At 71.9% G+C, this 25,724-nt stretch carries 22 protein-coding genes; 9 read left to right on the top strand and 13 right to left on the bottom strand.

Features of this window, described 5'->3' with window-relative positions:
• Positions 1-38: 38 nt before the first annotated feature.
• Together NQ707_RS09110 and NQ707_RS09105 are read right to left on the bottom strand one after the other, a co-directional pair.
• Positions 39-1,634, bottom strand: coding sequence for a Na+/H+ antiporter (locus tag NQ707_RS09110; protein WP_404435538.1), 1,596 nt, complete (start codon positions 1,632-1,634; stop codon positions 39-41).
• 153 nt (positions 1,635-1,787) lie between these two features.
• Positions 1,788-2,027, bottom strand: coding sequence for a hypothetical protein (locus NQ707_RS09105; protein ID WP_207483727.1), 240 nt, complete (start codon positions 2,025-2,027; stop codon positions 1,788-1,790).
• A 102-nt stretch (positions 2,028-2,129) separates the two neighbouring features.
• Here NQ707_RS09105 and NQ707_RS09100 point away from each other — a divergent pair, with 102 nt between their 5' ends.
• The 5 genes from NQ707_RS09100 to NQ707_RS09080 all read left to right on the top strand — a co-directional run bounded on the left by NQ707_RS09100 (position 2,130) and on the right by NQ707_RS09080 (position 7,322).
• Positions 2,130-2,600: a MarR family winged helix-turn-helix transcriptional regulator gene (locus NQ707_RS09100; RefSeq protein ID WP_311197652.1), complete on the top strand. Its 471-nt coding sequence runs from the start codon at positions 2,130-2,132 to the stop codon at positions 2,598-2,600.
• 177 nt (positions 2,601-2,777) lie between these two features.
• Entirely contained in the window at positions 2,778-4,277 is a 1,500-nt protein-coding gene (locus NQ707_RS09095) for an alanine/glycine:cation symporter family protein (protein WP_404435535.1), read from the top strand.
• 160 nt (positions 4,278-4,437) lie between these two features.
• On the top strand, positions 4,438-5,313 hold the full coding sequence (gene hchA, locus NQ707_RS09090) for a glyoxalase III HchA (protein WP_404435533.1): 876 nt from the start codon (positions 4,438-4,440) through the stop codon (positions 5,311-5,313).
• A gap of 15 nt (positions 5,314-5,328) precedes the next feature.
• On the top strand, positions 5,329-5,961 hold the full coding sequence (locus NQ707_RS09085) for an arsenic metallochaperone ArsD family protein (protein ID WP_061225837.1): 633 nt from the start codon (positions 5,329-5,331) through the stop codon (positions 5,959-5,961).
• A gap of 179 nt (positions 5,962-6,140) precedes the next feature.
• Positions 6,141-7,322 carry an ABC transporter permease gene (locus NQ707_RS09080; RefSeq protein ID WP_064725539.1) on the top strand — a complete coding sequence of 394 codons (1,182 nt, stop codon included), beginning with the start codon at positions 6,141-6,143 and terminating at the stop codon, positions 7,320-7,322.
• Between the two features lie 21 nt (positions 7,323-7,343).
• Here the strand turns inward: NQ707_RS09080 and NQ707_RS09075 are convergent, their stop codons facing one another.
• The 4 genes from NQ707_RS09075 to NQ707_RS09060 form a co-directional block, all read right to left on the bottom strand.
• Complete coding sequence (locus NQ707_RS09075) at positions 7,344-8,852, bottom strand: amino acid permease (protein ID WP_232238553.1); 1,509 nt, start codon at positions 8,850-8,852, stop codon at positions 7,344-7,346.
• A gap of 74 nt (positions 8,853-8,926) precedes the next feature.
• On the bottom strand, positions 8,927-10,270 hold the full coding sequence (gabT, locus tag NQ707_RS09070; protein ID WP_404435531.1) for a 4-aminobutyrate--2-oxoglutarate transaminase: 1,344 nt from the start codon (positions 10,268-10,270) through the stop codon (positions 8,927-8,929).
• Positions 10,271-10,345: 75 nt separating this feature from the next.
• Positions 10,346-11,245, bottom strand: coding sequence for a universal stress protein (locus NQ707_RS09065; RefSeq protein ID WP_404435529.1), 900 nt, complete (start codon positions 11,243-11,245; stop codon positions 10,346-10,348).
• Positions 11,242-12,687: a flavin monoamine oxidase family protein gene (locus tag NQ707_RS09060; protein ID WP_404435527.1), complete on the bottom strand. Its 1,446-nt coding sequence runs from the start codon at positions 12,685-12,687 to the stop codon at positions 11,242-11,244. The genes NQ707_RS09065 and NQ707_RS09060 overlap by 4 nt, the downstream gene beginning before the upstream one ends.
• Before the next feature lie 115 nt (positions 12,688-12,802).
• Between NQ707_RS09060 and NQ707_RS09055 the strand changes: the two genes are divergently transcribed.
• Positions 12,803-13,540: a TetR/AcrR family transcriptional regulator gene (locus NQ707_RS09055; RefSeq protein WP_404435525.1), complete on the top strand. Its 738-nt coding sequence runs from the start codon at positions 12,803-12,805 to the stop codon at positions 13,538-13,540.
• An 11-nt stretch (positions 13,541-13,551) separates the two neighbouring features.
• On the opposite strand, the gene NQ707_RS09050 is transcribed toward NQ707_RS09055, so the two are convergent.
• Positions 13,552-15,087 (bottom strand): APC family permease, encoded by a 1,536-nt coding sequence (locus NQ707_RS09050; protein WP_404435562.1) that lies wholly within the window; start codon positions 15,085-15,087, stop codon positions 13,552-13,554.
• Between the two features lie 407 nt (positions 15,088-15,494).
• Here NQ707_RS09050 and NQ707_RS09045 point away from each other — a divergent pair, with 407 nt between their 5' ends.
• Positions 15,495-16,676 (top strand): VanZ family protein, encoded by a 1,182-nt coding sequence (locus NQ707_RS09045; RefSeq protein ID WP_064725541.1) that lies wholly within the window; start codon positions 15,495-15,497, stop codon positions 16,674-16,676.
• 197 nt (positions 16,677-16,873) lie between these two features.
• Here NQ707_RS09045 and NQ707_RS09040 read toward each other — a convergent pair whose 3' ends face one another.
• The 6 genes from NQ707_RS09040 to NQ707_RS09015 all read right to left on the bottom strand — a co-directional run bounded on the left by NQ707_RS09040 (position 16,874) and on the right by NQ707_RS09015 (position 23,558).
• A complete protein-coding gene (locus NQ707_RS09040) occupies positions 16,874-17,710 on the bottom strand; it encodes an HpcH/HpaI aldolase/citrate lyase family protein (RefSeq protein WP_081101678.1) in 837 nt (278 codons plus the stop codon).
• A complete protein-coding gene (locus tag NQ707_RS09035; RefSeq protein WP_404435523.1) occupies positions 17,695-18,480 on the bottom strand; it encodes a 2-keto-4-pentenoate hydratase in 786 nt (261 codons plus the stop codon). Before NQ707_RS09035 ends, NQ707_RS09040 begins: the two co-directional genes overlap by 16 nt.
• 11 nt (positions 18,481-18,491) lie before the next feature.
• A complete protein-coding gene (hpaD, locus tag NQ707_RS09030; protein ID WP_404435521.1) occupies positions 18,492-19,601 on the bottom strand; it encodes a 3,4-dihydroxyphenylacetate 2,3-dioxygenase in 1,110 nt (369 codons plus the stop codon).
• Between the two features lie 101 nt (positions 19,602-19,702).
• Positions 19,703-21,229, bottom strand: coding sequence for an aldehyde dehydrogenase (locus tag NQ707_RS09025; protein ID WP_404435519.1), 1,527 nt, complete (start codon positions 21,227-21,229; stop codon positions 19,703-19,705).
• Between the two features lie 11 nt (positions 21,230-21,240).
• A complete protein-coding gene (locus NQ707_RS09020; RefSeq protein ID WP_081046228.1) occupies positions 21,241-21,972 on the bottom strand; it encodes a GntR family transcriptional regulator in 732 nt (243 codons plus the stop codon).
• Complete coding sequence (locus tag NQ707_RS09015) at positions 21,951-23,558, bottom strand: fumarylacetoacetate hydrolase family protein (protein WP_404435517.1); 1,608 nt, start codon at positions 23,556-23,558, stop codon at positions 21,951-21,953. The genes NQ707_RS09020 and NQ707_RS09015 overlap by 22 nt, the downstream gene beginning before the upstream one ends.
• Positions 23,559-23,838: 280 nt before the next feature.
• Here NQ707_RS09015 and NQ707_RS09010 point away from each other — a divergent pair, with 280 nt between their 5' ends.
• Both NQ707_RS09010 and NQ707_RS09005 read left to right on the top strand, forming a co-directional pair.
• A complete protein-coding gene (locus tag NQ707_RS09010; RefSeq protein WP_404435560.1) occupies positions 23,839-25,182 on the top strand; it encodes an MFS transporter in 1,344 nt (447 codons plus the stop codon).
• Between the two features lie 275 nt (positions 25,183-25,457).
• On the top strand, positions 25,458-25,667 hold the full coding sequence (locus NQ707_RS09005) for a hypothetical protein (protein WP_404435515.1): 210 nt from the start codon (positions 25,458-25,460) through the stop codon (positions 25,665-25,667).
• The last annotated feature ends 57 nt before the right edge of the window (positions 25,668-25,724 follow it).

Genomic DNA, 25,724 nt, shown 5'->3' with positions numbered 1-25,724 from the left:
CCGTCCGGGCGGGCCGCTCCCGCCGGCCCCGTCGGCCCCTACTCGATCTCGGCGGGGCCGGTCAGGCGCAGCTCCTCCATGTCCAGGCGCTGCATGATCTCGGACAGGGCCTCGTCATCCAGCAGGCCCTCGTCGCGCTGGCGCACCATCGCGGCCCGTTTGTGCCGCAGCACGCCCAGCTGCATGCGCCGCTGCTGCCGGCGCCGTTCCTCCAGCACCTCCCGCGCCTCCGGGTCCCCCGCGGATTCCTCCCATGGGCGGCGGATCTGCTCGTAACGACGCTGGAACTCCCCGAGCACCTCATCGGAGATCCCATTCTGACGGGCCAGCTCCGGCAGCACCGCGAGCAGCTCCCGGTGCGTGCGGATCCAGGCCCGCTCGGTCGCGCCCCCGGCGTCGTCGTCCTCCGGCTGGTCCCGCACGGCCCAGCGCACCGCCACCGGGAACACCACCCCCTGCACCACCAGGGACAGCACGACGACGCCGGCCACCACCAGCACGATCAGATCCCGAGAGGGGAAGGCGGAGCCGTCGGCGAGGGTCAGGGGCACGGACAGACCCACCGCCAGAGACACGGCCCCGCGGAACCCCGCCAGCACGTTGACCACCCGCTCCGGGAAGGTGGTGCGCATGGTCCGCTGGATGGGGCGGCGGTCCAGCAGCCGGATCAGCCCGATGGACACGTGCAGGAAGACGAAGCGAGCCGCCACGGTGGTCGCGTACACGGCGAGGATCACCCCCAGCGCATGCCACAGCCCATCCGAGCGCAGGCCGCCCACCGCGGAGGGCAGCTGCGCGCCGACGAGCACGAACAGGGCGCCGTTGATGAGGAAGGTGATCATCGACCAGAACGGATTGGCGATCTGGCGGGACCGGGCGGAGAAGTGTCGCGGGGCGATCTGGGAGAAGTAGAGCCCGCACACCACGACGGCGAGCACCCCGGAGGCCTCCACGGCTTCGGCCGCGAGGTAGGCGAGGAACGGGGTCAGCAACATGAGCACGTTGAGGTACACCGGCACCGTCATGCGCCGGGCCACCTGCCCGATCAGCCAGCCCACGGCCAGTCCGATCGCGGTTCCGCCGAGGAAGGAGACGGCGAACATCCCACTGGCGTGACCCCAGGTGATGTGACCCTCCCCGCTGGCCAGCTCCACGGCCAGGGCGAAGACCACCAGGGCGGTGCCGTCGTTGATCAGCGATTCGGCCTTGAGCACGGTGGTGGCCCGGCGGGACAGGCCGCGACCCAGCACGGACACGGCGGTGGCGTCCGTCGGGGCCACCGCGGCGCCGATCAGCCAGGCGGTGCCCCAGCTGAGTCCGCAGGCGCGAGCGACGAGCGCGACCGCGGCGGCGGTGAACACCACGAGCAGGGTCCCGTTGAGGATCACCCCCCGCAGGACCCGTCGGATCTCGCGCACCGAGGTGTTCAGGGAGTCCCAGTACAGCAGGATCGGCAGGAACACCACCAGCACGATCTCCGCGGGCAGCCCCACCTGGCGCAGCGATGGGATGAGGTTCATGGCCACCCCGAACACCATGAGCACGATGGGTGGGGCCAGGCGCACGCGCGTGGCCGTCATCTGCCCCAGCAGGATCGCCACTCCCAAGGCGATGACGATCTCCACTCCCAGCACGGCGGCCTCCCCACGATCGGTGTGCGAGCCCGCGCCTGGCGCGCGGGACGCTATGACTCTAGAGGAAGGATCGCCCGTGCGGGTGGGAGCAGCCTCGGGGCTCGGACGCGGCCTTCCGCTCCGGCCTTCCCCTCAGGGCTCGCTCGGTCCGCTTCAGCTCTCGCCGGCCTCGCGGGTCTCCTTCCACCGCCGGTGCAGCTCCCGGCGGCGCTCATACTCGCGCTGGGTGCGCAGCTGGGGGTCGCTGCTGGAGCTGCCCTGGGCCGGGCCCACCACGTGCAGCAGCAGCCAGAGGATGCGGTTGCCCAGCCGGAATCCCCAGCCGAAGGAGTCGTTGCCGGTGGGCTTGTCCATGAGGTCCTCCTCGTCTCGCGTCTCGATGCCCTCGCGCATCGATTCCCACTCAGGGTACACCAATCATTGGCGCCCCAATCATTGGTGCGGGGTGCGCTGGTCTAGCATGGGTGCCGCGACCGGAAGAGCGGGAGGAGCGCCGTGGACAGCGAGCAGGAGATGACGCCGGGGGATCCGCTCGCCCTGGAGAGCCAGGTCTGCTTCGCCCTGGCCCTGGCCTCCCGCAGCGTCATCGCCGCCTACCGCCCCGTGCTGGCGCCGCTGAACCTCACCCACCCGCAGTACCTGGTGATGCTGGCCCTGTGGGAGCACGAGCGGATGAACCAGAAGACGCTGGCGGGGATGCTGGGGATGGATCCGGGCACCCTCTCCCCGCTGGTGCGCCGCCTGGAGCAGATCGGCTACGTGCACCGGCAGCGGGACCCGGAGGACGAGCGCTCCGTGCTGCTGGGCCTCACCGACGCGGGACGGAAGCTGCGCGAGCAGGCCGAGGAGATCCCGGAGCGGATGATGCGCCGGCTGGACCTGTCCCTGGCAGACGTCCGGCAGCTGCACCGCAGCATGACCCGGCTGATCGCCGCGGCCCGTCGGGCTCCCGACGAGGAGACCTGAGGCGCCGGAGGCCGACCCCCGAGGGTCACCCAACGGACCGGGAGCCGGTACCCTGTTGCCCATACCTCATGCGCGCGCCGGTCCGGGGCCACCCCCGCGGCATCGCACCCGGTGGAGCCCCCTGCGGCTCCGCGGTCGGCGCCGCACACCCACCGCACCTTTCGAAAGGGGCCCGCCATGGACTCCCTGCAGAGCGTCGTCGCGACCGTCGGCGAGTACATCTGGTACGTGATGTTCGCCGTGCTCATCGCCGCCGGACTGTTCCTCACCGCCCGCACCCGCGCGGTGCAGGTGCGCAGCATCGGCGAGATGTTCCGCGTCATCGGGGAGCCCAGCGGCACCCGCGCGGACGGACGCAAGCAGATCTCCTCCTTCCGCGCCTTCACCATCTCCGCCGCCTCCCGGGTGGGCACCGCCAACATCGCCGGCGTCGCCATCGCCATCACCGTGGGCGGGCCCGGCGCGGTGTTCTGGATGTGGCTGATCGCCACGATCGGCGCCGCGAGCGCCTTCGTGGAGTCGCTGCTCGCGCAGCTGTACAAGCACCACGGGAAGGACTCCTACATCGGCGGGCCGGCGTACTACATGACGCGCGGGCTGAACGCCCGGTGGATGGGCGTGCTGTTCGCGGTGATCATCTGCGTGACCTACGGCTTCGTGTTCAACATGGTCCAGTCCAACTCCATCGCCGACGCCGTGTCCGAATCCCTGAACGGGGTGGCCCCGGAGTTCGCCTCCTCCACCGAGTTGAAGGTGATCCTCGGCGTGGCCCTGGCCGCGATCACCGCGCTGATCATCTTCGGCGGGGTCCGCTCCATCTCCGCGGTCACCCAGATCCTCGTGCCCGTCATGGCGATCCTGTACATCCTGCTGGGGCTGATCGTGGTGGTCATGAACCTCGGGGAGGTCCCGCACGTGATCGCGCAGATCTTCGCGGGGGCCTTCGGGATCCGGGAGTTCGTGACCGGCGGCGTGATCGGCGTGATCATGCAGGGGGTGCGCCGCGGGCTGTTCTCCAACGAGGCCGGCATGGGCTCGGCGCCGAACGCCGGGGCGACGGCGGCCGTGTCCCACCCGGCCAAGCAGGGCTTGGTGCAGTCCCTCGGCGTGTACTTCGACACCCTGGTGGTCTGCTCCATCACCGCGTTCATCGTTCTGCTGTCCGAACCCGCCTTCGGGGACTCCGCGGAGGGCGCCTCCCTGACCCAGAACGCCCTGGCCGCGCAGCTGGGCGGATGGGCCGTGCACTTCCTGACCGTGGCGATCTTCCTGTTCGCGTACTCCTCGGTGATCGGCAACTACTACTACGGCGAGTCCAACATCGAGTTCCTCACCGAGAAGCGGTGGGTCCTGCAGGTCTTCCGCCTCCTGGTGCTGGTGTGCGTGTTCACCGGGACCGTGGTGGCCCTGGACCTGGTGTGGTCCCTGGCGGATGTGTTCATGGCCGTCATGGCGCTGCTGAACCTCATCGCGATCTGCGCGCTGTCCGGGGTGGCCGCGCGGGTGCTGCGCAACTACGAGCGGCAGCGGCGCAGCGGCCAGGAGCCGATCTTCCGGGCATCGGATGAGCCGTGGCTGAAGAACCTGGAGGTCTGGGACGGGGAGGACGAGGTGACCACCCGCCAGTTCTGGATCGACCAGGACGCCGCGAAGCGGGCCCGCGCCCGCCGCGGGTGAGGCCCTCTCCCCTTCATCGACGCCGCCCGGCCCCCCCCCGACTCGTGGGGCGCCGGGCGGCGTCGTCTCCGGGGGCGGGCGTCGTCTCCTGGGGGAATACCGGCGACGGAGCGGGGGTTGACCTGGGTGCAAATCACACGACGAGCGTCAGGAGGCTCCCATGAGCGAGCAGAACCAGGATCGCGCCCCGCAGGCCGACCCGGCCGAGGACGACGCCTTCTTCCCCTCCCCCTACTCCCTGTCCCAGTACGTCCCGCCGAGGACCGACTTCGACGGCGTCGAGCACGAGGGCGAGTACACCGGGGGCCGCTGGAAGGTGCTGATGATCGGCACCGAGGAGCGGTACCTGATGACCGAGGAGGGGAGGTTCTTCTCCACCGGCAACCACCCCGTGGAGATGCTGCTGCCGCTCAAGCACCTCGCCGACGCCGGCTTCGAGGTGGAGATCGCGACCATCACCGGCGCCCCGGTGAAGCTGGAGCTGTGGGCCATGCCCGCCGAGGACGAGGCCGTGAAGGACACCTTCGAGCGGTTCAAGCAGCAGCTGAAGAACCCGCGCAAGCTCTCCGACCTCGTGGAGAGCGAGCTCGGCGAGGACTCGGACTACCTGGGTGTGTTCATCCCCGGCGGGCACGGCGCGGTCAACGACCTGCCCGAGTCCGAGCTGGTACAGCAGGTCCTGGACTTCGTGCAGGACCGCCAGCGCACCCTGATCACCCTGTGCCACGGGCCCGCCGCGCTGCTGGCCTCGGGGCTGGGGCGGGAGGAGTCCCACTTCGCCGGGTACGAGATCACCGTGTTCCCGGATGCCCTGGATGAGGGCCCCAACGTGGAGATCGGCTACCTGCCGGGACACCTGCGCTGGCTGGTGGCCGAGGAGCTGGGCAAGCAGGGGCTGAAGGTGCTCAACGAGGACATGACCGGCGCCGTGCACCGGGACCGCAACCTGCTGACCGGGGACTCGCCGCTGGCCTCCCACGCCCTGGGCAAGCTGGCCGCGGATGTGCTCCTCGACGAGGCCGCCGCGCGGGACTGAGATGTGGAGACGAGCATGGATCTGACCGAGGTGGAGGTGTTCATCCCGGACGGCGGGCCCGAGGACGCCGAGCGGGAGGCGTTCCTGGACGCCGCGGAGGAGCTGCTGGAGGAGGGGCTGCCGATCACGGTGTACAGCCGCGGCACGCACGACTGGGCCTTCGAGGAATGCGAGCACGTAGCGGACATGGTCGCGGCCTCCGGCGAGCAGGTCCTGCCGATCACGCTGCTGGGCCCGCAGATCGTGGCCTCCTGGACGTATCCGACCGCCGAGCAGATGCGCCGCTTCGCCCGCGCCCGGGTCCCGAAGCGCAAGGACCCCCGCTTCTCCTCCACGGGCGCCGCCTGCGGACCCGGCGGGGGCGCCGTCGGGATGCCCGGGGCGGGCGGCCCCGCGGCCGGGGCGCGGATCGCCGGCGCCGGGATCGCCGCGGGTGGTGCGGGTGCCGCCGGCACCCAGGGACCCGCGGGATTCGCCGCGACCCTGGCCGGGGTGCGGGAGACCCCGCGGGGCGGACCCGACATCGGGAACCGACGCAACCTCATGGGCGGGGACGTCGGGGATGGTCTCCCGGAGGCGGATGCGGAGGCGGACGCCCAGCAGGGCGGAGGCTGCTGCGGCGGCTCCTGCGGCTGCGGGTCCCACTGACCCCCCCCTACCCTCCCTCCTCACCGCACAACTGGAGATGCCTCTCATCTCGGGACGCCACGCGTCCCGTGATGAGAGGCATCTCCAGTTGTGCGGAGGAGGGGGCGAGGGGGTTGCTCGACCATTTATATAGTGGCACGATGTATTTTCGTCCCGCTCGCACCGTCGAAAGCACCCGCATGTCCGCAGCCACCGACCTGCACGCCCCCGCCGCACCCCAGAGCCCGGCACCCCGGCCCCTGCCGGAGCGCTCCCCCCAGACCCCCGGCTCCTCCCCAGCCTCCGCCCGACGCACCGGCTCCGCGGCCGCCCATGGCCGCTCCCGCCGGCGGATCCGCGGGCCCTTCCGCTCCGGGGAGTTCTGGAGGACCCTCCTGACGCACCTGATCACCCCGCTGTTCCTGGGCACCGGCATGGCCCTGGCCTACCTCGGCGCCTTCCACGCCCCCAGCCCCCACCACCTGCCCGTCGCGGTGGTCGGGCAGGGCGAGCAGACCGCGGCCTTCGCCCAGTCCCTGAACGACGCCGCGGACGGGGACCTGCAGGTACGCACCGTGGGCACCGCCGATCAGGCCCAGCAGCTGGTCCGGGATCGCGACGTCGTCGCCGCCTACGCCCCCGGGGAGGACCAGGCCGCCCTCTACGTGGCCACCGCCGCCTCCGCCTCGGACAAGGAGGTGGCCCAGCAGGTCCTCGGGCCGATCGCCTTCCGGCAGCACCTGCCCCTGCAGACCGTGGACGTGGTGCCCACCAGCGGGCAGGACACCAGCGGGCAGAGCATCTTCTTCATGCTCGTGGCCCTGAGCGTGGGCGGGTACTCCTCCGCCGTCGCGATCGCGGCGGCCACCGCCAAGGTCAGCTACCTCGGGCGCCTGCTGATCAGCGTGGCCGTGTCCTTCGTGATCGCGGCGCTGGTGACCATCGTCGTCGCGGACATCATGCAGGCCATCCCCGGGCACCGCTGGGGTGTGCTGATGCTGTCCTGGCTGTACGTGAGCACCATCTCCCTGCTCGGGGTGGCCCTGCACCCGATCCTGCACCGCTGGACCACGCCGTTCCTGGTGATGTGCTTCGTGATGCTGAACTTCACCAGCTCCACGGGGATCTTCAGCGCCCACACCGCCCCGGCCTTCTTCCAGGGGCTGAGCACCTTCTGGAACGGCGCGGCCTGGCTGCGCGCGGTGCAGACCCTCGTGTACTTCCCCGGCCAGCCCTTCTGGTGGGACATCCTGCGCCTGGGGCTGTGGCTCGTGGTGGTCGGCGGGCTGATGGGCCTGACCCACTGGTTCTCCATCCACCGCACCCGCGTGGTGGACGAGGAGATCCCGGTGGATGAGGACGAGGAGGGCATCGCCGCCTGAGCACCCGCCTCGCCCGCCTCATCAGGCCCGACGGCGGGTGAGCGAACGGCGCACCAGCGGCCAGCAGGCCACCAGCACACCCGTGGCGATCAGGCTGGTCCACACCTGGGTGCGTCCGTCCGGACTGAACAGCATCACGATCAGGACGAAGGCGACGCCGCCGATCAGCAGGATGTTCAGCCACGGATGGAACCACACCTTCAGCTGAAGCCCGTCCCGCTCCTGCGGCGTCATCCGGCGGCGCAGGTTCATCTGGGTCAGCGCGATGAACACGTACACGAACAGCGCCACCAGACCCGCGGAGTTCATGATGAAGTCGAAGACACCGGAGTCCGGGGCCGCGAAGTTCACGATCGTGGCGATGACCCCGCCGATGGTCGAGGCCAGCAGCGCGAACACGGGCACCCCGGTGCGGGAGCGGCGGGCGACGATCCGCGGGGCGAAGCCCTGCTGGGCCAGGGCCGCGAACATCCGGGAGGCGGAGTACAGCCCCGAGTTGAGCACCGAGAGCACCGCGGTGAAGATGATCAGCTGCATCACGACGTCGGCCCCGGGCAGGCCCAGCCGGGCGAAGACCAGGGTGAACGGCGCGTGGGCGACGTCGGTGGGCGCGGGCAGCTCGTCCCACGGGATGACCATGGTGATCACCAGGACGGCGCCGACGAAGAACAGCAGGATCCGCCAGATCACCGTGGAGGTGGCCTGCCGGACCCCCTTGGCCGGGTCCTCGGACTCCGCGGCGGCCATCACGGCGATCTCCGTGCCGAAGTAGGAGAAGATCACCAGCGCCACCCCGGTCAGGGCCACGCTGTACCCGTGCGGGGCGAAGCCGCCGTGGGCCCACAGGTTGGACACGCTCATCGAGGTGTCCGGCCACAGCCCGAGGGCGAAGAGCAGCCCGGCCACCAGAAACACGACGATCGCGATGACCTTGATGCTGGCCAGCCAGAACTCCACCTCCCCGAAGGTGCGCACCGAGATCATGTTGGTGCCGACGAACAGCGCCAGCAGCAGGAAGGACCCCGCCCAGGCGGGCAGCACGGGGAACCAGCCGTGCAGCGTCTCCCCGCCGAGCACGGACTCGTAGGCCAGCACCCCGACCCAGAAATACCAGTACAGCCAGCCCACCAGGTACGCGGCCCAGTCGCCCAGCCCCACCCGGGCGTACTCCATGAAGGAGCCGATGGCCGGGCGGGCCGCGGCCATCTCCCCCAGCATCCGCATCGCCAGGAACACCAGCAGCCCGCCGAGCAGGTAGGACAGCACGGCGGCGGGACCCACGGAGCGGATGACGTTGCCGGAGCCCACGAACAGGCTCGCCCCGATGATCCCGCCCAGGGTGATCATGGTGACGTGGCGCGAGCGCAGCTTGCGCGGGGCCGAAGGCGCGCCGCTCTCGGGGGCGCCGTCGCCGGGGGCCTGCCCGCCGGGGGCGCGCCGGGAGCCGCGCGGGCGGTGGACCGTGGAGCCCATCGAGGTCTGCGGGGAGACCGGATCGTCGTAGGGATTGGTGCGCGGCGAATCGGCCATAGCGGTGCTCCTCAGGTCGGCGGGAGGTGATCCTCCCAGTTTCCTCCTGTCCTGTTACGGAACGGGAACGCCGATCAGGCCGCCGCGCGGATGGCGTCGGCCAGGATCTCCAGGGCCCGGCCCAGCAGCTCCTCCCCGATCACCAGCGGCGGCAGCAGCCGAATCACGTTGCCGTAGGTGCCGGCGGTCAGCACGATCACCCCGCGGTCCATGCAGTAGGACGCGATCTCCTTGGCGGCCGTGGGGTGCGGGGTCTTGGAGGCGGAGTCGGAGACCAGCTCCAGCGCGAGCATGGCCCCGCGCCCGCGGAACTCGCCGACGATGTCCAGCTCCTCCACCAGCGGCTCAAGGACGGAGCGCACCTGCGCCTCGATGGCCTGGGCGCGGGCGCTGAGGTCCCAGTCCCGCATGGTCTGGATCGCGCCCAGGGCCGCGGCGCAGGAGACGGGGTTGCCGCCGTAGGTGCCGCCGAGCCCGCCGGGCTTCACGGCGTCGAACAGCTCGGCCCGCCCGGTCACCGCGGACAGCGGCATCCCGCCGGCGATGCCCTTGGCCGTGGTCACCAGGTCCGGGACCACGCCCTCGTGATCCACGGCGAACCACTTCCCCGTGCGGCAGAACCCCGCCTGCACCTCGTCGGCGATGAACACGACGCCGTTGTCCCGGGTCCACTCGGACAGGCGCGGCAGGAAGCCATCCGCGGGGACGATGAACCCGCCCTCGCCCTGGATCGGCTCGATCAGCACCGCGGCCACGTTCTCCGCGCCGATCTGCTTCTCGATCTGCTGGATGGCCCGCTCCGCGGCCTCCTTCCCGCCGATCGGGGCGGCCTCCCGGTACGGGTAGCTCATCGGCACCCGGTAGATCTCCGGGGCGAAGGGCCCGAAGCCGGCCTTGTACGGGGCGGCCTTCGCGGTCAGGGCCATCGTCAGGTTGGTGCGCCCGTGGTAGGCGTGGTCGAAGACGACGACGGCGTTGCGGGAGGTCGCGGCCCGCGCGATCTTCACCGCGTTCTCCACGGCCTCGGCACCGGAGTTGAACAGCACGGTGCGCTTGGGGTGGTCCCCGGGGGTCAGCTCGTTCAGCTGCTCCGCGACGGCCACGTACCCCTCGTAGGGGGTGACCATGAAGCAGGTGTGGGTGAAGTGCGATGCGGCCTCGCGCACCCCGTCCACCACGACCGGGGCGGAGGCGCCCACCGAGGTCACGGCGATGCCGGAGCCCAGGTCCACCAGGGAGTTGCCGTCCACGTCCACGACGACGCCGCCGTCGGCGTCGGCCGCGTACACCGGGGTGGAGGAGGCCACACCGGCGGGCACCACCCGGGCGCGGCGCTCGGTGAGCTCCCGGGACTTGGGCCCGGGGAACTCCCCGGTCAGGCGGATCTCCTGCGGCAGGCGGTAGGTGATCTCAGACAAGGAACGCACTTCTTTCTCTCGGAGGTCCGAGGGGTCGGTGGGCGGGTGGCGGCAGCGCCGCCCCCGGGTGTGATTCTAGTCGCGCCGGATGGCGGGCAGGGCGCCCGTCCAGGGCAGGGCGGTGGAGCCGTTGCGGCCGGGCTGATAATCCCGGGGGACCACCACGAGGGGGATGGGCAGGGCCGTGAGGATCTTCGAGGTGGTGGAGGAGAGGAACAGCCGCCCCGCCTCCGCGAGCTTGGAGGATCCGGCCAGCAGCAGGGAGCCGGTCCCCCAGTGCACCGAGTCCACGGCCTCCGGGATGGACCGGCCCACCCCCACCTCCACGCTCAGCAGATCCGCATCCTCTGGCTGCACCGGGCTGCGGCGCAGCATGTCCTCCACGGTGGCCCGCGCCCCGCGGCTGGTCTCCTTGGTCTCGTCCACCAGGGTGACCAGCCGCAGCGGCAGACCCGTGCGGTTCATGGTCGCCACGGCTTCGGCGACCAGCCCCATGCCGTCCTCCTCCGGGCTGACCGCGCAGTCGATCCGGGTCAGGCGCTCCTGCGGATCCGCCTCACGCGGGGCCAGGATCACCGGGAGGGTGGCCCGGTGCAGCAGGGCGTTGGAGACGGAACCGATGCCGTGGCGGCGCCAGGTGCTGGTCTTGGCTCCGCCGACCAGGACGGCCCCGGCGCCGCGGATCTCGGCCAGCTCCAGCAGACCGGTGGCGGAGCTGGCCGCACGGTGCAGGTGGAAGGAGGCGTCGACGTCGTCCGGGATGAGCTGGGCGGCCTCGGTCAGCCAGCGCTTGGCCTGCGCCTCGACCATCTGGGTGTAGTTCCCGCCGCCCTTCAGCGCGCGGGAGAAGGTCTCCTCGACCTTCACCACGTAGGCGATGTCCAGGCCCACGTCCAGGGAGCGGGCCATCGCCACGGCGAGGTTCAGGGCATCGCGTCCCCGCGCATTCGGGGTGTACCCGACGACGTACCTCACAGCTGCTCGAGGATCTCTCGGGCGGTCTTCCGGCCCATGCGCACCGCGCCGTCCACGTGCTGGTAGCCCTCCGCGGCGATGTCCGAGCAGGACCAGTGGATCGGGCCCACGGGGGCGTTCTGGTCCGCCCCGTAGCGGTGCAGTCCGCCGAGGTCGTAGCTGGCGGCGTAGGCCCCGCGGGTCCATTCCTCCGCGCCCCAGTCGGACTCGTAGTAGACCACCGGGTGCTTGGCCTCCTCGCCGAGCAGCTCGGCGATGGCATCGAGGATCGCGGCCTTGCGCTGCTCCGCGGTGAGCTCGAACATGGCGTCCGCCTTCTCGTCGGAGACGAAGCCGACCAGGGTGCCCCGGGCGTGCTCCTGCCCGGTGGCGGGATCCCAGTGGGTGTTGTCGTAGACCTCCTGCACCAGGTGGTCCGCGGCGAAGGCGGTGCCGGACAGGCCCTTGTCCCGCCAGAACGGGGTCTCGTACACGGCGTGGACCTTGATCACCAGGCCGAGGGACTGGTGCTGGTGCATCTGCTGCTGGCGCCGCGGCAGCGCCGGGACGAAGGAGATGCGCTCGTAGAGGTTCGGCGGCACGGCGACGACGGCGCGCCGAGCCCTCACCACCACCCCGGTGCCGTCGGCCTCGCCGTCCTCGGTGAAGTGCTCCGCCTCCACCAGGACGGGGTGGGTGCCCTCCTCCTGCCAGCGCAGCACGCGCACGGGGTGCTCCAGGATCACATCCTCCCCGAGCTGCTCGGCGATGGTGGTGGACACGGACTGCATGCCGCCCAGCACGCGCTCATCGAGGATGAAGTCCTCATCCACGAGGTTCGAGAAGGAGCCGGCGGAGGCGGCCATGAGCACGGCCTGCAGCGCGGAGAAGGCGTGCGCGGGTTTGGTGAGCATCCCCCCGGCGATGAACAGGCCGATGTTCTGGCAGGCCTCCTCATCCGCGGACTGCTCGCGCAGCCAGTGGTGGAAGCTGATGGTGTCCAGCTCGCGGGCCAGGGGATGGGCCCAGGGCTCGTGCGGGCCGATCTGCGCGGCGAGGTCATCCAGGATCCCGATGAGCCGGGCCATCTCCGCCTGGGTGCGCTCCGACGCGGGGAACATCTCGCCGGTGTAGCGGGTGACGGTACCGTCCGGGGCTCGGTAGACGGACTCGCCGTCGCGGTAGCGGGAGTAGGTCCGCAGACCCAGCTCCCGCACGAGCTCCAGGAGGGCGGTCTGATCCGGGGAGATCCACTGGCCGCCGATCTCCAGGAAGTGCCCGTCCACCTCCTTGGACCAGGTGCGACCGCCCACGCGCTGCCGCGCTTCGAGCACAGCCACGCTCTTCCCGGCGTTCTTCAGGTCCCGGGCGGCGTTCAGCCCGGAGGGGCCGGCGCCGATGACGACGACGTCGACCTCGCGGCTGGGCCAGTCCGGGTGGGCGGCGGGGGTGCTGGACGTCATGGCGGGGGCCTTTCGCGGGAGACAGAAAAACGAATGGTGTTCGTTTTGCAGTGTACCTGCGGACGCGCCCCGCGTCACCCCGGCCCAGCACAGTGACGGCGGTAAGGTCGAGGCCGTGACCCAGAAGCCCCCGCGCCGCCGTGGCCGCCCCACCCGCACCGTCCTGGACCCGCAGCGCATCGTCGCCGCCGCCCGGGACCTGTTGGAATCCGTGGGCGAGGGCTTCACCATGACGATGCTGGCGCGCAGGCTCGGGGTGGCCCCCTCCTCCCTGTACAACCACGTGGGCTCCAAGGACGAGGTGCTCGCGCGCATCTCCGACGACGTCGCGCGCGGCATCGACGCCTCCGGCCTGGCGGGCCTGGCCGCGGGGGCGGGCCCCGAGGCACCGGAGGTGGAGACCGCCGCCTCCCCGCTCGCAGATCCCGCCGCGCGGGCCGCAGCCTGGCGCGATGCCGCGGAAGCCTGGGCCCGCTCCTACTTCCGGGCGTTCTCCGCCCAGCCCTCCATGGTGGCGGCCCTGGCCCTGACCCCCGTGGCCCAGGCCCCGCAGACTCTGCAGATGTACGAGACCGTGATCCGCGGCTTCCTCGCCGCCGGGTGGCCGGAGCCGCTGGTGCTGCGCGTGGTGGAGACCCTGGAGGCGTTCCTGCTGGGCAGCGCACTGGATGCCGCCGCACCGCAGGACATCTTCGCCCCCGGCGCCCTGAGCTCTCGCTTTCCCGTGATGGCGCGGGTGCACGGCCTGTACGAGACCACGGGAGGCCCCGCGGCGGCGACCGAGGCCTTCGAGATCGGGTTGGACGGCATCCTCACCGGCCTGGAACGGCGCCTGACTCGCATCCTCGGCTGAGGCGGCGCGGGTCACTCGGGGCGGTCCACCGCGCCCGGGGCGACCTCGATCTCCCCGCGAAAGAAGGCCGGCATCGTCCGAGACAGCACCAGCATGGTCACCACCCCGATCAGCAGGATCCCCGCGCCGAGGATGAACACCAGGCCCACCCCGAACAGCTCGGATCCGGAGCCGTTGGCCGGGTCGAAGGAGTCCGCGGTGGTGCGCACGAAGAAGATCAGCAGCAGCACCCCGCCCAGCAGCGGCCCCAGGAGCATCCGCAGGAACGCCCCGACGGAGCGGAAGGCCTGGCGGCGGAAGTACCAGACGCAGGCCAGAGCGGTGAGGCCGTAGTAGAAGCAGACCATGAGGCTCAGCGCGGAGATGGTGTCCCACAGGACGTTCTCGGAGACCACGCGCATCACGGTGTAGAACCCGGCGGCGATGGCCGTGGAGGTGACGGTCGCGTAGCTGGGGGTCTGGAAGCGGGGGTGGATGCGGGAGAACCGACGCGGCAGGGCGCCGTAGAAGCCCATCGCGAGCATGGTGCGTGCCGGGGAGACCATGGTGGACTGCAGCGAGGCGATCGAGGACATCAGGACACCGAGGGACATCAGCACCCCCAGCGGCCCGAGCACCGGCGTCGCCAGCGCCGCGAACACGTTCTCCTGGATCTCCGGGTTGGACAGGCCGAGGGCGCCGTCGCCGGTGCCGGAGTAGGCCAGGGTCGCGCAGGCCACCAGGAGGTAGAGGATGACGACGACGCTGATCCCCAGCAGCGCGGCCCGACCCGGCGTCTTCTGCGGATCCTTGGCCTCCTCGTTCAGGGTCAGCGCGGTGTCCCAGCCCCAGTAGATGAACACCGACAGGGAGATGCCCGCGGAGAAGGCGGAGAAGGAGCCGACGCCGAAGGGGTTGAACCATTCGATGGAGGGGGTGTGCCCGTCGAAGGCAGTGCCGTGGGCCACGTGCACCAGGGCGGCAGTGGCGAAGACGACGAGGATCAGCAGCTGGAAGCCGACCAGCACGTACTGGAAGCGCTGGGTCTCCTCCACGCCGCGGTAGGAGATCGCGCAGGTGACGGCCATGAACACCAGGCAGGTCAGGACATTGACGGCCACGTTGCCGGAGAGGCCGGTGATGGCGTCGCTGCGGAAGATCTGCCCGAGCAGCAGATAGAAGAAGTCCACGGCGATCCCCGCGAGATTGGACAGCACCAGCACGGTCGCGGCCAGCAGCCCCCACCCGCCGATCCATCCGATCCGGGGCCCGAAGGTCTTGGTCACCCAGGTGAAGGTGGTTCCGGAGTCCGGCATCGCGCTGTTCAGCTCCCGGTAGCCCGCGGCCACGAGCAGCATGGGCACGAAGCCGAGCAGGAAGATCGCCGGAAGGTGCACCCCGACGACGGAGACCGTGGGCCCCAGCGCCCCGGCCAGGGTGTAGGCGGGAGCGATCACGGAGATGCCGACGACGGCGGCCCCGAGCAGTCCGACCTTCCCGACGCTGAGACCCTTGCCCGAGACCTGCGATTCGGCATCGCCGGCGCGGCCCGTCCCTTCACCCGGGATGCTGACGGGGGCCTCCCTCCTCGAGCGGAGGCGCCGGGAGACCGCCGGGGAGGTGGAGGTGTGGATGGGGACCTCGCGACGGGGTCGTGAACTCACGGGCGCTCCTTGTCAGGGTCGCGGACGATCAGGGTGCGGAATCCGGCAGCGGCCACCAGATAACGAACGCCTTTCGTTTTGTTGGGTGCCACCCTACCCCCGGCGGCGTCGATCCGTGAACCCGATCACCCGTGGCCCCTCCCCGCGAGCCGGCGCTTCCGTTCCCCTTCCGGCGGGATTCGGGGACGACAGCGCCGTCTCGGCATCGGCAGGTGCTGGGAAGGGGGCAGGTCGGCGTCGGGAGGGGCCGAACCCGCGTGTAGCGTGGGGGTCCGCACCGGCCGACGTCGAGACCCCGAGGAGATGCGCGCGTGGAGGAATGGATCTGGCCGCTGTGGATCGGCCTGGGTGCGGGGACCCTGCTGTTCCTCGCGGTCCTCATCCCCCTGCTCGTGTGGCAGTACCGCCGCTACGGGCACCCGCCGCTGCGCCGGATCATCGGCAGCCTCGCGGTCAGCCTCTACGCGGCCGGGCTGTTCGCGTACACCATGCTGCCGCTGCCGGAGCCGGGCAGCCTGGACTGCTCGGGCGGCTCGGCGATCCAGTTGGTCCCCTTCCACTTCCTGCAGGACATCCGCACCCAGACGGCGGGGCTGTCCACGACCGGGATGCTGACCTCGCGGGTGACCCTGCAGGTGGTGTTCAACGTGGTGCTGTTCCTGCCGTGGGGGATGCTGGTGCGCGGCTTCTTCAAGCGCAGCTGGCTCACCGCCACCGTCACCGGGTTCCTCGGCTCCCTGCTCATCGAGTCCTCGCAGTACACGGGCCTGTGGTTCCTCTACCCGTGCGCCTACCGGCTGGCCGACGTCGATGACCTCATCGCCAACACCACCGGCGCCCTCATCGGCGCGGTGGTGGCCCCGCTGTTCCTGGCGTGGATGCCGTCCTCCGCGGAGCTGGCCGCGACCCGCCGCGTGCCCCGCCCGGTGACCGTGTGGCGCCGGTGGTTCGCGATGCTGCTGGACTGGCTGGGCATCGGCGTCGTGACGCTGGCCGCCTCCACGGCCGCGGCGATGCTCTTCCACGTCACCGGATGGCAGCGACCCTCCGCCGGGATCCAGGGGACGACGACGGTGCTGCTGCCCGGTCTGCTGTGGGTCCTGGTCCCCGCCGTGACCGGCACGCGAGCCTCGGCGGGGCAGAAGGCCGTGTGGCTGGCCCCGGTGCGCCGGACCCCGCACGCGGCGGTGGAGGGTTCGGGGTCGCGCCGACTGCCGCTGTGGCGGTCCCTGGTGCGGGCGCTGAGCGTGGCCGGGGTGTACGTGGCGGTGCGCGCCGAGGCAGCGGCGGCCGCGGAAGGCATCGGCACCGCGGTGCTCACGCTGGCGCTGGGCCTGTGGATCCTGGCCGCCCTGATCGCCGTCATCCCCACCCGGAACCACCGGGGCCTCTCCTATGCCCTGGCCGGAGCGGAGCTGGTGGACGCGCGGGAGCTGCCGGAGCCCACTCCCCCGCACCCGAGCCGGCGCTCCGGTTCCCAGCCGCTCCCCTGAGCCCACCGACCCGGCGCTCTCGTTCCCTCCCACCCCCTCCGCCCACGCGAGACGGCGCATCCGTTCCCTAAATCGTCATTTTCGGGAACGAATGCGCCGGGTCGCGGGAGGGTGGGAACGAATGCGCCGGGTCACCGAGCTCTCGCGGGAAGAGTGGGAACGGATGCGCCGGGTCAGCAGGTCAGCGGGTCCGGCGATCAGCGCAAAGAGGCCGCGGCCTCCTGGGCGCCGCGCATCATCAGGGTGACGTCGGCGGTGACGGAGAGGAAGTCCGCTCCGGCCCGCGCGTACTCCCGCGCCCGCTCCGGGTCGAAGCAGTTCACCCCCACGGGCTTGCCCGCGGCATGGGCGGCGTCGAAGACCCGGTGCACCGCGGCCACCACCTCCGGGTGGCCCTGCTGACCCAGCAGCCCCATCGACGCGGCCAGGTCCGCCGGACCCACGAACAGTGCGTCCACGCCCTCGACGGCCGCGATCGCCGCCGCCTGCTCCACCGCCGCGGCGGATTCGATCTGCACCGTCAGGGACACCAGCCCCGCGGCGCGGGCCAGGTACTCCGGCACCGCGTTCCACCGGGAGGCCCGCGCCAGGGCGGAGCCCACCCCGCGCACCCCGGCCGGCGGGTAGCGCACCGCCCGCACGGCGTCGGCGGCCTGCTCGGCGGTGTCCACCATCGGCACCAGGAGGTTCTGCGCCCCGGCGTCCAGCACCTGCTTGATCACCACCGCATCCAGGGCCGGGACCCGCACCACCGGGGTCGCGGGATAGGCCGCAAGCGCGCGCAGCAGCCCGGTGATGGTCTCCAGGCCGATGGGCGAGTGCTCGCCGTCGATCAGCACCCAGTCCATCCCGGCGGCCCCGGCGATCTCCGCGACCGTCGGGGACCCGGAGCACACCCACATCCCGGCCAGGGGCGCGGGAGCCTCCGGTGCGACGCCGCCCGGGCCGGGCTCGACGCCGTCCGCCGCACTCTGTCCGGGTCGGGCCGCAAGCCGCTCGGCGAGGGTCGGCGGGAGCTCTACTCGAAACGGCATGTGATGGTCCCCAGCTCTCGGTAGTCGGCGTACACGGTGTCGCCCTGATGGACCCACAGGGGTCGGGCGAAGGAGCCGGCGAGGATGATCTGCCCGGCCTCGAGCCGGTCCCCGTGCCCCGCGAGGCGATCGGCCAGCCAGCGCACCCCATTGGCGGGGTGGTTCAGGACGCCGGCGGCCACCCCGGTCTCGATGATCTCCTGGTTGCGGGAGAGGGTCCCGGCGACCCATCGCAGGTCGACGGCGTCGGGGGCGACGGGGCTCCCGCCGAGGACCATCGCCCCGAGGGCGGCGTTGTCCGCGATGGTGTCCACGATGGTGCGGCCTTCCATCGCGATGCGGGAGTCCAAGACCTCGAGGGCGGGGACGACGTACTCGGTGGCGCACAGGACGTCGAAGATGCTCACCCCGGGACCGACGAGGTCGTCCTTCAGGACGAAGGCCAGCTCCATCTCGATCCGCGGATGCGTGTACCGCTCCCAGGTGAACACGTGCCCGGAGTCGCGGACCTGGTCATCGAAGATCACCCCGTAGTCGGGTTCGTCGATGCCGGTGGCCTCCTGCATGGCCTTGGAGGTCAGGCCGATCTTGTGCCCGGCTTTGCGCCGCCCGGCCTCCTCCTGCCGCCGGGCCCAGATCCGCTGCACGGCGTAGGAGTCCTCGACGGTCATCTCCGGGTAGCGGGCGGTCAGCAGCGGCACCGGCCGCCGATCCTCACCGGCCCGGTGCAGCTGCTGCGCGATCTGCTCGCGGGTCCTCTCATCCAGCACGACGCCCCCCCCTAGAGCTGGTTCCCGATCTTGAAGCCCTTGGCGGCCTCGCCCCGGTAGGTGCCGGCCTCGTCATCGGCCCGGGTGTAGGAGAACCCGTCCGCGCCGATGGTCACCTCCAGCTCCGAGGCGGCCTCACGGTCCACCACCGGCTGCGGGTTCCCGTCCAGGTCCAGCACCGGGGAGGCCTCGGTGTACCAGGAGGGGACCACGGGGTTGCCCCACCAGTCCCGCCGCTGGTTGTCGTGCACGTCCCAGTGCACCACCGGGTTGTCCGGGTCCCCGGTGTAGTAGTCCTGGGTGTAGATCTCGATGCGGTGCCCGTCCGGGTCCAGGATGTACAGGTAGAACGCGTTGGAGACGCCGTGGCGGCCCGGGCCGCGCTCGATCCGGTCCGAGATCCGCAGCGCCCCCATCTTGTCGCAGATGTAGAGGATGTTGTGCTTCTCGTGGGTCGCGAAGGCCACGTGGTGCATCCGCGGACCGTTGCCGCCGGTCATGGCGGTGTCGTGCACGGTGGGCTTGCGGCGCATCCACGCGGCGTACTCGGTGCCCTGCTCATCGGAGATGTCCTCGGTGATCCGGAACCCCAGTCCCTCCATGTAGCGGCAGGCCCGCGGCACGTCCGGGGTCACCTGGTTGAAGTGGTCCAGGCGCACCAGCGCGCCCGCGCCGTACAGGTCGTAGCGCCAGGCCAGGCGCTCCACGTGGGCGACCTCGTGGAAGAACTCGTAGGGGAAGCCCAGCGGGTCCTCCACCCGCACCGAATCCCCGATGCCCTTGACGAATCCCTCCCGACGGCGCTCGACCCGGCAGCCCAGCTCCCGGTAGTAGGCCTCGGCGGCGTCGACATCCTCCGGGGTGCGCACCCGGTAGGAGAAGGCGCGCACCGCGGCCACCGGGCCCCGGCGCAGCACCAGGTTGTGGTGGATGAACTCCTCCATGGAGCGCAGGTAGATCGCCTCGTCGTCCTCCTCGGTGACCACCAGGCCGAGCAGGTCCACGTAGAACTCCCGGGACCTGGCCAGGTCGGTGACGATCAGCTCCATGTACGCGCAGCGCAGGATGTCCGGCGGCTGCACGGAGGGAGTGGGGATGGGTGCGGTGTCCTGGGTGCTCATCTGCGGCGCCTTTGCTCGTGATGGTCGGTGGATCGGGAAGGAGTACGGGCCCGACGCCGCCCGGGCGGGGCGGCGTCGGACGGCGGGGGTGCCGGGCGGCTTCAGGCCTGTTTGCCGAAGACGGGGTTGTGGACCTCGCCGAGGTTGATGTGCACGGCCTGCTGGTCCGTGTAGAAGTCGATGGAGCGGTAGCCGCCCTCGTGCCCCAGCCCGGAGGCCTTGACCCCGCCGAACGGGGTGCGCAGGTCCCGGACGTTGTTGGAGTTCAGCCACACCATCCCGGCCTGGGTGGCCTGGGCGAAGGTGTGGGCGCGCTTCAGATCGTTGGTCCAGATGTAGGCGGCCAGCCCGTACTTCGTGTCATTGGCCAGGGCCAGCGCCTCCTCCTCGGTGTCGAAGGGGGTGATGGCCACGACCGGCCCGAAGATCTCCTCCTGGAAGATCCGGGCCTCGGGGACGACGTCGGCGAAGACCGTGGGCCGGATGAAGTTGCCCTCCGGGAACTGCTCCGGGCGTCCGCCGCCGGCCACCAGCCGGGCCTCGGTCCTGCCGATCTGAACGTAGGACATGACCTTCTCGAAGTGCTCCGGATGCACCAGCGCCCCGACCTCCGTGGTCTTCTCCGAGGGCAGGCCCACCTTCACCCGCTCGGCCTGGGCGGCGTAGCGGGAGACGAACTCGTCGTAGATCCCGCGCTGCACGAGGATCCGGGAGCCGGCTGTGCAGCGCTCGCCGTTGAGGGAGAACACCCCGAAGATCGTCGCGTCGATCGCGGTGTCCAGGTCCGCGTCCTCGAACACGACGGCGGGGGACTTCCCGCCCAGCTCCATGGACAGGCCCTTCAGATGCGGGGCGGCGTTGGCGAAGATGATCTGCCCGGTCCGGGACTCCCCGGTGAAGGAGATCAGCGGGACGTCCGGGTGCCTGACCAGCGAGTCCCCGGCGTAGCCCTCCTCACCGAACCCGTTGACCAGGTTGAACACGCCGACGGGCAGCCCGGCCTCCTCGAAGATCCCCGGCCACAGGGACGCGGACAGCGGGGTGAACTCGGCGGGCTTGAGCACCACGGTGTTGCCGGTGGCGATGGCGGGGGCCAGCTTCCAGGACTCCAGCATGAACGGGGTATTCCAGGGGGTGATCAGCCCGGCCACGCCCTTGGGCTTGCGGTTGACGTAGTTGACCTGGCGGCCGGGGACCTTGAAGGCGTCGTCGTGCTGGGCGACGATCAGGTCCGCGAAGAACCGGAAGTTCTCCGCGGCCCGGCGCGCCTGGCCCAGGGCCTGGGTGATCGGCAGGCCGGAGTCGTAGGACTCCATCGCGGCCAGCGCCTCCCCGCGGGACTCCACGATGTCCGCGATCCGGTGCAGCACCCGGGAGCGCTCCCGCGGCAGCATCCCGGGCCAGGGGCCGTGCTCGAAGGCCTCCTTCGCGGCGGCGACGGCGGCGTCGACGTCGGCCTTCATCCCGGAGGCCGCGCGGATGTAGGGCCGGTTGGTCACGGGGTCGAGGACGTCGAAGGTCTCCCCGTCGAGGGAGTCGACGAACTCCCCGCCGATGTAGTGGCGCAGGACCTCCGGCAGGTCCGCCGGTCGGGCCTGCTGCTGGATCTGCTCGATGCTCTCGGTCATGGCTCCTGCTCTCAGGTGGTGGTGCTGGACGGTTGGTGCTGGCGGGCCAGGTAGCTGCCCAGGGTCGCGGCTCGGTGGGCCCGGGCCGCGGCCTCGATCCGCTCGGGAGCGGCATCGGACTCCAGCAGGCCCAGCAGCTGCTCGTGCTCGGCCACGGAGTCCCGGGCCCGCTCCGGGACGAAGGAGAAGGTGGATTCGCGCAGGTGCCCCAGCCGCTCCCACTCGGCCTCCACCAGCTCGATCAGCCGGGGGTTGGGGCAGCGGTCGAACAGCACCCGGTGGAACTCGTGGTTCAGCCGAGTGAACTCGGCGGGCTCGAAGTCCTCCAGCAGCCGGGCCATCCGGTCGTTGATGCCGCGGGCCCGGTCCAGGTCCTCGGGCGTGAGGTGCTCGGCGGCGACGGCGGTGGCCGCGCCCTCCAGCAGGCCCAGGGTCTGCATCGAGGCGCTGTACGCGGCGGCGTCGCGCATGGCCACCCGCGCCCCGACGTTGCGCTCGAAGGTCACCAGCCCCTCGGCCTCCAGCTGGCGGATGGCCTCGCGCACCGGGACCACGGACATGCCCAGCCGATCCGCCAGGGTGCTCAGCACCAGGCGCTGGCCCGGCGGGAAGACCTGCTCGGTGCAGGTGCCGTGGATGCGGTCCTTGATCCACCGGTAGGCCCGTTCGGCCTTGCTCAACCCGGCCTCCGCCTCGGTGGGGGCGGGGGTCTCGACGGCGGTCACCCCTGCTCGCTGCGCCATGTCCGGTACGCCTCCTTCCACGTCCCGACGGGCGGGAACAGCCCGTCCACGGGATGCCCCTGGGCCACCCGCTCGGCCACCCACTCGTCCTGGATCTCCTTCTCGCGGGCGGCCTCGGCCACCTCGCGGGCCAGGGCCCGCGGAATCACGATGACGCCGTCGTCGTCCCCCACGAGCACGTCCCCCGGGAGCACGGCGGCGTTCCCGCAGGCCACGGCGGTGTCCGCCTCCCACGGAACGTGCCGCTCCCCCAGCACGGCCGGGTGGCGGGTGCCGGCGAAGACGGGCAGGCCGATCCCGGCCACGGCCGCGGAGTCCCGGACGCCGCCGTCGGTGACCACCCCTGCGGCCCCGAGGTGGCGGGCGCGCAGGGCCAGCACGTCCCCGAGGGTCCCGGAGCCGGTCTCCCCGCGGGCCTCGATCACCAGCACCTCGCCCTCGCCCACGGCGTCGAAGGCCCGCTTCTGGGCGTTGTACCCGCTGCCGTGCTCGGCGAACAGGTCCTCCCGCAGGGGCAGGAAGCGCAGGGTGCGGGCCACCCCGACCATCCGGGTGCCCGGGGTCAGCGGGTGCACCCCCTCGATGACGATGCCGTGGATGCCGCGGGCGCGCAGCTGGGCGGAGAGTCCCGCGGTGGGGGTGGACTCCAGCAGGGCGCGCAGCTCGGGGTCCACGGGGGCGGGGGTGCCGGGCTGCCGGGCCGAAGCCGGGGCGGCGGGGGCGGTCGCGGCCGGAGCTGACTCGGCTGTCGCGGACTCGGCGGGGACGGCGTCGTCGGGGACCAGCCCCGCGGCTTCCCGGGAGCCCCAGGCTTCCTCGCGCTGCTTCTCATCCGTCGTCGGCAGGGAGCCGAGGGCGGCGTCGAAGCCGCCTGGCCCGGCGACCACGCGGGTGCTCAGCCGGCCGCTGGTGGGGTGCCCCGCGGCGTCGGGGGCGTCCACCTCCACCTCCACGACGTCGCCCGGGGCGATCACGGAGGACCCGGCCGGGGTGCCGGTGAGGATCACGTCCCCGGGGCGCAGGACGAGGTGCTGGGAGAGGTCCGCGACGAAGCGGGCCAGGGGGAAGATCATGTGCTCGTCGGCGGTGGTGTCCTCCTGGCGCAGCTCGCCGTTGACCCAGGTGCGCACGCGCAGCGCGGCGGGGTCCACGGCGCGGGCGTCGATCAGCTCCGGGCCCAGCGGGGTGTACCCGGCTCGGCCCTTGGAGCGCAGGTTGGAGCCCTTGTCCGCGGCGCGGTAGTCGTACAGGCCGAGGTCGTTCGCGGCGGTCACCGCCCCCACGTGCGCCCAGGCCTCCGCAAGGCCGACGCGGTGCGCGGTGGCGCCGATGATCAGGGCGATCTCGCCCTCGAAGGCCAGCAGCTCGGTGCCCTCGGGCCGCTCGACGACGCCGCCGGAACCGGCCAGGGAGCCGGCGGGCTTGAGGAAGTAGGAGGGCTCCTCGGGGCGCCGTCCGCGCTGGGCGGCCCGGGACTCGTAGGCCACGTGCACCGCGATGACCTGGGCGCCTTCGGGGACGGGGACGGCGGTCGAGGCGGAATCGCGGGCGCCGTCGTCGCGGTCGCTGCGGGGGTCGATGCTCATGCGCGGTCCTGCCTGTGGATGCTCCGATGGATCTGTCAGGATCGTATATCATCCTGCCGAAGTGTGACAAGGGTCCCCTTTGAGCCGCACACCGTATATGATCTGGCGCAAGCTGCCGATCTGTGATGCAGCTCATCCGCAGCTTCCGCCGCTCGTCTGACAAAGGAGTCACCGACATGGTCGCCACACCCCCGACACCCCACCCGTGCCCGAGGACGTCTCCTCCGAGGCCCGCCTACCCGAGGCTGCCCACCACGACCCCACCACCACGACCGCCGCCCTGCGCACCATCGACCAGCGCCGGGAGCAGCGCCGCGTCATCGCCGGGACCATCATCGGCACCAGCATCGAGTGGTACGACTTCTTCCTCTACGCCTCCGCCGCCGGCCTCGTCTTCGGGCAGCTGTTCTTCCAGCCGCTGGGCCCCCAGGCGGCGGTGCTCGTCTCCTTCCTCACCGTGGGGCTGAGCTTCCTGTTCCGCCCGCTGGGCGCCTTCCTCGCCGGGCACTTCGGGGACCGGATCGGGCGCAAGCGGGTCCTGATGATCACCCTGATCGGCATGGGAGCCGCGACCACGCTGATCGGCGTCCTGCCCAGCTACCACACCGCCGGGGTGACCGCTCCGATCCTGCTGTTCGCGCTGCGCATCCTGCAGGGCATCTCCGCGGGCGGCGAGTGGGGCGGGGCCGCCCTGATGTCCGTGGAGCACGCCCCCGTGGACCGGCGCGGGCTCTACGGCGCCAGCCCCCAGGTCGGGGTGCCGCTGGGTCTGCTCATGGCCTCCGGGATGCTCGCGCTGATGAACGCGATCGCCCCGGGCGAGGCCTTCCTGCAGTGGGGCTGGCGGGTGCCGTTCCTGCTGTCCGTGGTGCTGATCGGCGTCGGATACTGGATCCGCCACGGCGTCGCCGAGTCCCCGGTGTTCCAGCAGATCGCGGACCGCCGCCAGAAGCGCTCCGCGCCGATCGGCGTGCTGTTCCGCCGCCACGGGGCGCTGGTGGTGGTCGCAGCACTCATGTTCGCCGGCAACAACGCCGTCGGCTACATGACCACCGGCGGCTTCATCCAGAACTACACCACGGACCCCGACGGCCCGCTGGGGATGGCCCGCGGACCCGTGCTGCTGGCCGTGACCGGCTCGGCCGTGACGTGGCTGACGTTCACCCTGATGGCCGGATGGGCAGCGGACCGGATGGGGCGGCGCAGCTCCTACCTGCTGGGGTGGGCGCTGCAGCTGATCGGCGTGCTCACGCTGTTCCCCCTGGTCAACACCGGGGACCCCGTGAAGCTGTTCCTCGGCCTGGCGATCCTCACGGTGGGCCTGGGGTTCACCTACGGTCAGCAGCCGGCCGCGTACACAGAGATGTTCCCGGCCTCGGTGCGCTTCTCCGGGGTGTCCATCTCCTACGCGATCGGCGCGATCCTCGGCGGAGCCTTCGCCCCCACCATCGCCAAGTACCTCCTGCAGGCCACCGGCACGACGACGGCGATCGTGATCTACCTCGGGGCGATGACGGCGATCGGGGCGCTGGCCACCCTGATGATGCGGGACCGGCAGGGCATCCCCCTGGGCCCCGGACACGAGGAGGAGCAGGCCACCCGCCCGCTGATGATCGGCCGCTGACCGGCGCCCACCCCCTCCTCCTCGCGCCGTCGGTTCGGGGCGGGGTGGGGGGGGGGGGGGGGGGGGGGGGGGGGGCGCGGGGGCGCGGCCCGGCCCGGGGGGGCGGGGCGGGGGGGGGGGGGGGGGGCGGGGGGGGGGGGGGGGGGCCGCCGCCCGCGCCCCTCCCCCCCCCCCCCCCCCCCGGGCGGGGGGGGGCGGCCCCCCCGGGGCGCCCCCCCCCCCCGGGGCCCCCCCCCCCCCGCCCCCACCGCCGGCGCCGAGTCCGTCAGCTCGGCATGAGCATCCCGGCGTACCTCGCCGCCTGCGCGGGCCTGGCCCTGGGCGGCTTCGATCCGGGGCCCCTGCTGATCGCCGCGGTGTTCATGGCCGCCCGCACGGCCCCCGACGCCGCCCGGGCCGTGCGCCGGTGCGTGTTCGGCGTCGGCGCGGGGGTGCTCGGCGGGGCCCTGGCCGGGGGGGTCGCGCTGGCCCGGGGGTTGGGGTAGTGCCTGGGGGGCGTCCCGGGGGGGCGCTGGCTGCGCGCCGGGGGGGGGGCCGCCGGC

The organism is Rothia sp. BD8 (genome assembly GCF_044878465.1).
Taxonomy (GTDB): Bacteria; Actinomycetota; Actinomycetes; order Actinomycetales; family Micrococcaceae; genus Rothia; species Rothia kristinae.
Note: the sequence above shows the minus strand (reverse complement) of the source record. Positions and strands in the feature narration are given on the sequence as shown.

Excerpts from the sequence above, each read along its gene's own strand:
- NQ707_RS09005 (WP_404435515.1), top strand. The coding sequence starts at position 25,458 with ATGAGCATCCCGGCGTACCTCGCCGCCTGCGCGGGCCTGGCCCTGGGC.
- NQ707_RS09060 (WP_404435527.1), bottom strand. The coding sequence starts at position 12,687 with ATGACGTCCAGCACCCCCGCCGCCCACCCGGACTGGCCCAGCCGCGAG.
- NQ707_RS09040 (WP_081101678.1), bottom strand. The coding sequence starts at position 17,710 with ATGCCGTTTCGAGTAGAGCTCCCGCCGACCCTCGCCGAGCGGCTTGCG.
- NQ707_RS09025 (WP_404435519.1), bottom strand. The coding sequence starts at position 21,229 with ATGACCGAGAGCATCGAGCAGATCCAGCAGCAGGCCCGACCGGCGGAC.
- NQ707_RS09015 (WP_404435517.1), bottom strand. The coding sequence starts at position 23,558 with ATGAGCATCGACCCCCGCAGCGACCGCGACGACGGCGCCCGCGATTCC.
- NQ707_RS09075 (WP_232238553.1), bottom strand. The coding sequence starts at position 8,852 with ATGGCCGATTCGCCGCGCACCAATCCCTACGACGATCCGGTCTCCCCG.
- hpaD (WP_404435521.1), bottom strand. The coding sequence starts at position 19,601 with ATGAGCACCCAGGACACCGCACCCATCCCCACTCCCTCCGTGCAGCCG.
- hchA (WP_404435533.1), top strand. The coding sequence starts at position 4,438 with ATGAGCGAGCAGAACCAGGATCGCGCCCCGCAGGCCGACCCGGCCGAG.
- NQ707_RS09085 (WP_061225837.1), top strand. The coding sequence starts at position 5,329 with ATGGATCTGACCGAGGTGGAGGTGTTCATCCCGGACGGCGGGCCCGAG.
- NQ707_RS09020 (WP_081046228.1), bottom strand. The coding sequence starts at position 21,972 with ATGGCGCAGCGAGCAGGGGTGACCGCCGTCGAGACCCCCGCCCCCACC.
- NQ707_RS09105 (WP_207483727.1), bottom strand. The coding sequence starts at position 2,027 with ATGCGCGAGGGCATCGAGACGCGAGACGAGGAGGACCTCATGGACAAG.
- NQ707_RS09080 (WP_064725539.1), top strand. The coding sequence starts at position 6,141 with ATGTCCGCAGCCACCGACCTGCACGCCCCCGCCGCACCCCAGAGCCCG.
- NQ707_RS09095 (WP_404435535.1), top strand. The coding sequence starts at position 2,778 with ATGGACTCCCTGCAGAGCGTCGTCGCGACCGTCGGCGAGTACATCTGG.